5 protein-coding genes are annotated in these 7,752 nt (G+C 43.2%); 4 read left to right on the plus strand and 1 reads right to left on the minus strand.

The features are described 5' to 3' along the window. The 3 genes from VMW01_10520 to VMW01_10530 all read left to right on the plus strand — a co-directional run. A partial coding sequence (locus tag VMW01_10520) for a hypothetical protein (GenBank protein HUW06683.1) occupies window positions 1-467 on the plus strand: 467 nt, incomplete at its 5' end. Between the two features lie 195 nt (window positions 468-662). Continuing rightward, entirely contained in the window at window positions 663-1,946 is a 1,284-nt protein-coding gene (locus tag VMW01_10525; GenBank protein ID HUW06684.1) for a HAMP domain-containing sensor histidine kinase, read from the plus strand. A 304-nt stretch (window positions 1,947-2,250) separates the two neighbouring features. Beyond that, window positions 2,251-3,003, plus strand: a complete 753-nt coding sequence (locus VMW01_10530) for a DUF6794 domain-containing protein (GenBank protein ID HUW06685.1) — start codon at window positions 2,251-2,253, stop codon at window positions 3,001-3,003. 1,114 nt (window positions 3,004-4,117) lie between these two features. On the opposite strand, the gene VMW01_10535 is transcribed toward VMW01_10530, so the two are convergent. Further along, complete coding sequence (locus tag VMW01_10535) at window positions 4,118-6,478, minus strand: ABC transporter permease (GenBank protein HUW06686.1); 2,361 nt, start codon at window positions 6,476-6,478, stop codon at window positions 4,118-4,120. A gap of 235 nt (window positions 6,479-6,713) precedes the next feature. Between VMW01_10535 and VMW01_10540 the strand changes: the two genes are divergently transcribed. Continuing rightward, window positions 6,714-7,752 (plus strand): sigma-54 dependent transcriptional regulator (locus VMW01_10540; protein HUW06687.1); only part of this gene is annotated, 1,039 nt, incomplete at its 3' end.

Below are 7,752 nucleotides of genomic sequence, written 5' to 3' on the forward strand. Positions count from 1 at the left end.
GCAGCACCTCCGGCAAGGTAGCCTTCTCGGCTACCAATAATTTTGAAGAGGTGGGCGACTCCCCCAACAGGTACTCCGACTCCCTCGCTTTCTCTGGACATAGTAGCTTTATAATGCAACCCTCAGAGTCCTACTCTCCTGCTCTGGAGGTCAGCTTCAGCACCATGAATTATGCCGAGATTTACCACGCCGAAGCAAGCGCCATGCTCTACACCACCGATTCCCTTACCAATGCACATCTTGTGCTGGAGGTATGGTACGTTAAGGATGGCATCCTTATGGAGTGGAAGTCAAAAGATGTGGCTGCGGATGAGCTGGTAAAGGGTCAATGGCAAAAGGTGGTGTTTGACTACGATATTCCAAGGTTTTACCGATTCCCCAACTACAAAATCAAGGTTTACATGTGGAACAACAGCATGGGACAGTTCTTAGTCGACGATTTGCAGCTAACCATATATTCGAGGTAGACACAAGGTAAACAGCAGCCTAACACCTGAAAAAGACAAAGTTACCTTTTGATGTCTTGTGAAAAATTACTTTCTTTGATAGAAGACAGACTTTTTAAAAATTGAGGTAATAAATCCATTGGGGCAGCAACTCCAGCATAATTGTGTTTACGAGCTGTTGCAATTGCAGCATCAACGCTATGAACTTAACCTAAAATGAAACCTCAAGATAGATCCAAGGAGCAGCTTGTAAATGATTTACGACGAGCGGAAGCTGAAATTGCTAAGCTAAAAAAGGCTGAGCATAATCATGGGAAGGTTGCTGAGGCATTAAATCAAGAGCGAAAATTTTATGCCGATTTGGCCAATGCGCTGCCTTCAGGAATATACCGTATACGAGTTTTTCACGACCAGTCTTCAAATGAAGAGAAATGGGCCAGTTCCAATGATTCACCATATACTATTGAATTTGCGAATGACCGATTCTTTGAAATACTAAATCTGGATAGGGTTGCTTTTAAAAAGAATCCTGGAATAATTAACAATCTAATTTTTGAGGCTGATAAGGCAGAATTCGTAAGGTTGAACGTAGAAGCAAACTTAAATGTGACTCCATTTACATGGGAAGGCCGCTTTATGGTTAACAACAAACCAGTTTGGATTCATTTTGAATCAATTCCCCGCGTGTTGGAGAATGGTGATATTATGTGGACAGGCACTTTAAACGATATAAGTAAACGTAAAAATGAGGAGCTGGAAATAGCATTGAAGAATCAGGAATTGGTAAAGCTAAACGCGGAGAAGGTCATGTTCCTCTCCATCATTGCCCACGATTTAAAAAGTCATTTCAATTCAATTATTGGTTTTAGCGAATTTCTCACCGAAAAAATCAAAAAAAAGGAATACGAACAAATTGAAAAATTTGCCAATATTATATTGCTATCGTCCAAAAGGGCAATGGATTTGCTTAAGAACCTGATGCAATGGGCGCAGTCGCATACTGGCAGAATGGCGTTCAATCCAGAACACTTCGAATTGATGGCTTTCATAAATGAAACAACATTTCCTTACGATGACATTGCCGGGCAAAAATCAATTGCTATCAAAATGGTTTTACCATCCCGCATGCCAGTATTTGCCGACAAGGCCATGATAAGCGCAATATTCAGAAACTTGATTTCCAATGCCATAAAATTCACTAATTCTGGTGGCGAGGTCACCATTTCAGCAATGAAACAACAAAAGGAGATCATCTTTTCGGTAAGAGATACAGGCGTAGGAATATCCAAAAACTGCATTGAAAAGCTGTTTCGGATTGACCAGAGCTTCTCCACCACCGGAACCAATAAGGAGACCGGAACCGGTCTGGGCTTGATCCTCTGCAAGGAATTTGTTGAAAAACATGGCGGAAAAATCTGGGTCGAAAGTGAAAAGGGAGCCGGCTCAACATTCTATTTCACACTGCCTAACAATGCTACAATCGCGCTCGAAAATACTTAAAGAGAGGAATAGCTACACAGGGGTTACTCAGTGTTACTCAGTGTTTCCCCAGAGTTACACAGTTTTTACAAGCCTTCTGAGATGATAGCACCACATGGATACGTTGGCTTCGTCTTCCGACTTTCAACATCTTCTTCACCAGTCACCCATTTTCTCTGCCTTCCACTATAAGCACCCAAAGAGTCCAATCTACAAAATCCTAAAACAAAAACCATCGTTTGGCTACCAATAAAAAATTGCTAATTTTGACATATAATGGTGATTTTGTTATACTTATAAATGAGTTGCTAAAAATCATAAAGAAATGATGATTGCTAAGTTGATAGTTATATTGACATTAATTACGACTTCTCTATTTGCACAAACTAATTGTGACAAATATCCTGAGAAATATATACCGATTGATTTAAATGATGCCTTAAACTACCTTGATTGTTTATGGAGTAAGTCCGATAAAGAAGGTTTTAAGAAAATATCTGAGAATGAGGCAGTAAATAGACTTCATTGGGGGACTGGTATGGGAATTAGGAATAGTTGGGGATTATGGAAAGGAGATTCAAGAATTGCAAAATATTTTCACGACTTGGGAATTTATCATCCAGATGATATGTCAGGTATTATTCTGACATCATTTCATAGATATTTAAATAAGACGGACATTAAACTTGATGAACAGATTAAATTCTACAAAGACTATTGGGAAAAAGCCAAACTTGCAGAAAGTGCAAGGGAACATATAGAGTTTAACGAATTCTACCTAAATGATACTGTTGCTTTTAAATATAATTATGACTTTATTTCAATGCAACAGGAAAACAAATTTATGAATGATTCTTGCACTGCAAAAGGATTAGTAATTGCAAAAGATACCATTTATTTAAGGCTGCAAATCCGACTAATTGAAAGTTGTGATGAAAATGGGATTATTATTTCAAAAGGAGATATTTATATTAAACAAGGAACCAAATGGATTTTAAAAGAAAAAAACAAAATCGATACGATGAGAATTGGAGAAACAAAATGGACTAATTACGATATTTGGGATGCAAAAGAATAATTAACTATATGTAATCAAATAGGTTACCCCATCACCTAAACTCCCAGTAAGAACAACTGCCAATTCACCTATGCAATTACTCTCTGTAACTCGTAACTTTTTCGTCACTTGTCACCATTTTGTTACTCCGGCCCACCACCCAGTGTTTCCCCAGGGTTACACAGTTTCCACAAGCCTTTTGAGATAATCGTTCATAAATTGCACATTTCCCCGAACTTTAGGTCGGGGTTAGGAAAACCACACCTAGCGCGGGCGGTGCGCCCACCAATGCTGTTCAATGTAATGCACATGCCCCGCACCGCAACAACCAAAAGGGAAGTTAGAGGAAGTTAAATGGAGTTAGAAGAAGTTAGAAGAAGTCGCAGCGAAGCGGAGATCCGGCCATTGACGGATTAGAAGAATTCGACCGTATGTATGGGAGAAAATATTTCGTCCCATCCAAACTGGCTGCATAACAATAGAGCATAACCATAGAGGGGTGGCATGTTTGTAGCCGGGGGTGTCAACCCTCGGAAAAGAAACCAACCCAGCGCAGGCGGTGCGAGCACCCATGCTGTTCAATGCACCTCACATCCCCCGCACCGCAATCACAGATGGGTATTAGCTGCTCCATCATTCTCAAAACTTGTCCGGCCACTGCCGGATCTCCAAATCGTCTCATTCCCAAATTCCCAAACCACCTATGCAATTACCCTCTGTAACTCGTAACTTTTCCGTCACTTGTCACCATTTTGTCACGCCTGCCCGCCATTCATTATTTCCCTAAGGTTACTCTGTTTCTACAAGCCTTTTGGTGTGATAGCTCCACATTGTCTTCCGACTTCCGACCCTTTTGTCTTCTGCCTTTTGTCTCCGGTCTCCGGTCTCCCGCCTTCCGTCTCCCGACTCTTTTGTCTTCTGCCTTTTTTCTTTTTTCTTTTTTCTCTTTTCTTCGGTCTCCGGTCTCCTGTCTCCGGTCTCCGGTCTTCCGTCTCCCGACTCTTTTGTCTTCTGCCTTTTGTCTTTTTTCTTCGGTCTCCCGTCTTCCGTCTTCCGTCTCCCGACTCTTTTGTCTTCTGCCTTTTACCTTTTGCCTTTTATCTTTTGCCTACACCAACATCTTCACCCCCCCAAACTACTCATACCTCAAGGCATCAATGGGGTTTGCCCTCGAAACCTTAATGGTTTGATAGCACGAGGTAAGCACTACTATAACCATTATCGTTAGCGATGCTATTATGTATACAGAAAAGTTAATGGGCTGCTTGTTTGCGCCGGGGATAATCGCATACATTGCATAGGCTGCCGGCCACGAAATTATCATTGCATAAACAATTAGCGAAAGGTATTCCTTGGTAAGCATTGTAAAGATGCTCATATCGGAGCTGCCGCTAATTTTGCGAATGCCAATCTCCTTGGTTTTACGCATAATGGTGAACGATACCAAGCCCAGTAACCCAATAATTGCCAAGAATACATTGAGAATGGTAAAGAACAGCAGGGTATTATCCACCGAATTGTAAACTTGGAGAACGTTTTCGTGCTTAAACGCTTCGTCCAGCTCGCCAAACTCAAATACGCTGTTTGGAAAATAGTTCTCGAACTCCTCTTGGATAATCTTTTTTGCCTGGCTCATATCGCCCTTCGTAACCCTGAAGGCAAACGACCAATCGCCCGACCGTGGCTCCGATTGAAGAACCAGTATGGCCGGTTCAATGCCATTGTGCATATCCTTATAGTTGTAATCCTTAACCACCCCAACAACCTCCAGCCGATTGTTATCCAGCCTTTTTCCAATTGGATCCTTCCATCCAAAACTTCTCCATGCCGTTTCGTTAATAATGCACCCGTTAACGGTATCCGATGGAAAATCTCTGGAGAATCCCCTCCCCGCTACGATGGTCATTCCAAAATTACTTAAGAAATCGTAGCTCACCCCATTAAACCTAACATTTACCGACTCTCCGGGTAGGCATCCCTCCCAGTTTATATTCCCCCCTCCAAAGGTTACAAAAGGGATATGCTCGCAAAAACATCCATTCTGAAATTCAGGGTGAGCAAGAATTCTGTCCCTAAGATCATCGAATCGCACATTCTTTGCATTGACGGAGAATTTGGCGAATAAAATATTCTCCTTGTTGAAGCCCAGATTTTTATTCAGCAAGTATTTAATTTGCTCCGAAAAGGCCATCGTTATGATGATTAGGAAGAGTGAAATCGAGAATTGAAGGATGATCAGAATTCTCTTGGGCCCAAATGCCTCCTTTTTTGTCTTAAATAAATTTCCCTTCAGCAGGTATACAATTTTACGGGTTGCGAGGAAAAAGGCAGGATAGGCCCCCGAAGCTAGCCCCACTACAATGGCAATTAAAACAATCTGTAGCGCAAACGGCCAGTTGCCAGCTATCGAAAACTCCATATTCTTACTCACTATTCTATTGAAAACTGGTAGGAAGTTCTCCACAATCAGGAACGAGAGCATCACCGCAATCAAGGCGATTATGGCTGCCTCGGTGAGTATTTGTTGGATTAGTGCGAACCTACTGCTACCGCACACCTTTTTTACCGCAATCTCCTTTGTTCGGGTAGATGCATGAGCGGTAGCCAGGTTTATATAGTTGAAGCAGGCAAGCAGTAGGATGAATATGCCAATCAAGCGGTATAGGAAAAGAACGATTAAGTAATCATCCTGCCCGTTGAAGTCGAGGTATAGCATGGATAGCGGACAAAGCGAAACTTTTTCCTCCTCGTGCCCTTTGTAATCCTTGTAGAGATCCCAGATTTTTGCATTCACCCTAGCCAAATCCTTATTGGATCGCAGCAATACGTAAGTCAAAACATTTCCCGACCAGCTATCCTTCACGTTTCGCATCTGCTCAATGGTCGAAAGCGAGATAATATACGATGGCCGAACCTCCGAATTTCTAGGTAAGTCCTTGTAAACACCGGTAACCTTCATCCCAATCTGCTTCTCAATAAGCACTGTTTTTCCCATGGCATCGCCATCCGGGAAAAGCTTACCCGCCAGCGTGCTCGAAAGCACAATAGAGTTTGGCTCCTTTAAGGCTGTGCTCGAATCGCCCTTAATAAAATGGTAGGTAAAGATTTCAAATACCGATGGTTCCATTATTATGCCCTCGTTGTCGTATATCTGCTTACTGGGGCTTGGCGACAGGTAGCGACCTCCGGCATATTCTGTAATCAGCACTTTTTCTATCTCCGGGCATTGAGCCTCCAGCAGCTTCTTTGTAATGCCGTGTGTGTGGGGCGAAATATTATTGCCATCCATTGCGGCAACCGCCTTTACATAGGTACGCTGCACCCTGTAAATTCGGTCGTAGTTCACGTTATGCTTGTCCCAGCTATACTCATATTGAACGAATAGTGAAATCAGGATAAAGGCAGAAAATCCAACAGCCAGTCCAGCTACGTTTATCGCAGAGCTCACCTTGTGCTTATAGATGCTTCTGATCGAGGCTTTTAAGTTGCTTTTCATAGTGGTAAGTTAGTTTATTTAATAGCTCAACATATCTGTCAGGTCGAAATATTTATTTCTACACACCCTATTCCAACCTACGTGCCGCTACTCCTAACTACCTGTTTATCTATTGAATATATCAACATCCGTTAAATTGAATACCTCCTCACTGTAAAGTTTATGAACAGCGAGTGTTCAACATCTGAACAATTTTCTACATTTGTGTTAGCACTACACCAAGCGGTAACAGAGTATGAGCAAGCCTCTCTCCGGTAAGATTTTAATCATCGACGATAATCTTCAGATTCTCGATTCGCTGCGATTGCTGCTGAAGCATGAGTTTAAGGAGGTTGCTACCTTTCACGATCCAAAAGGTATTGTGGAAAAGCTAACACCGAACGCCTTCGATGTTATCCTCCTCGACATGAATTTTAAGAATCCGAATAACACCGGAAACGAAGGAATTTTCTGGCTTGGCGAAATCCTAAAGCGCGATCCCCTTGCAGTGGTAATCCTCATAACCGCTTACGGCGATATCAACCTTGCCGTGCAGGCCATTAAGAATGGGGCCACCGATTTTGTTACCAAGCCATGGGATGCCGATAAGCTCATTATTACCCTTACCAATGCCCTCGAGCTAAGGCGGCATAAGGTAAAGGTGAAGAGCCTTCAGGGACGGCAGGCCATGCTAAACAGCGATATCGACGACCATTTCCAGCTATGCACCGGACCGTCGCAAGCAATGAAGGAGGTTTACCGAACCGTTGAAAAGGTTGCAGTTACCGATGCAAACGTGATTATTTACGGCGAGAATGGCACCGGAAAGGAGCTTATTGCCCGAAGGCTCCATCGCCTCTCGCAGCGTGCCGACGAGGCCTTTATCAACGTTGACCTTGGAGCAATTAGCGAATCGCTGTTTGAGAGCGAGCTCTTTGGGCATGTGAAGGGCGCCTTTACCGATGCGCGCGACGATAGAGCGGGGCGCTTCGAAATAGCCTCGGGAGGAACCCTGTTTATGGACGAGGTGGCCAACCTCCCCCTACCCCAGCAGGCGAAGCTCCTTGCCGCGCTGCAGAACAGGGAGATTTACCGCTTGGGATCGAACAACCCCATTCCCATCGATATCCGGTTGATTACCGCCACCAACAGAAATTTGGACGAGATGATACGGCAGGGGCTCTTCCGCGAAGACCTCCTTTACCGAATAAATACAATAGCCATACAGCTTCCACCGCTCAGGGAGCGAAAGGATGATATTCCGGGGCTGGTCGACTTTTTTATTAAGCAGTATG

The organism is Williamwhitmania sp. (genome assembly GCA_035529935.1).
GTDB lineage: Bacteria > Bacteroidota > Bacteroidia > Bacteroidales > Williamwhitmaniaceae > Williamwhitmania.

What these genes read in the sequence shown, in the direction of transcription:
- VMW01_10535 (HUW06686.1), bottom strand. Translation starts at nt 6,478, where the DNA reads ATGAAAAGCAACTTAAAAGCCTCGATCAGAAGCATCTATAAGCACAAG.
- VMW01_10525 (HUW06684.1), top strand. Translation starts at nt 663, where the DNA reads ATGAAACCTCAAGATAGATCCAAGGAGCAGCTTGTAAATGATTTACGA.
- VMW01_10530 (HUW06685.1), top strand. Translation starts at nt 2,251, where the DNA reads ATGATGATTGCTAAGTTGATAGTTATATTGACATTAATTACGACTTCT.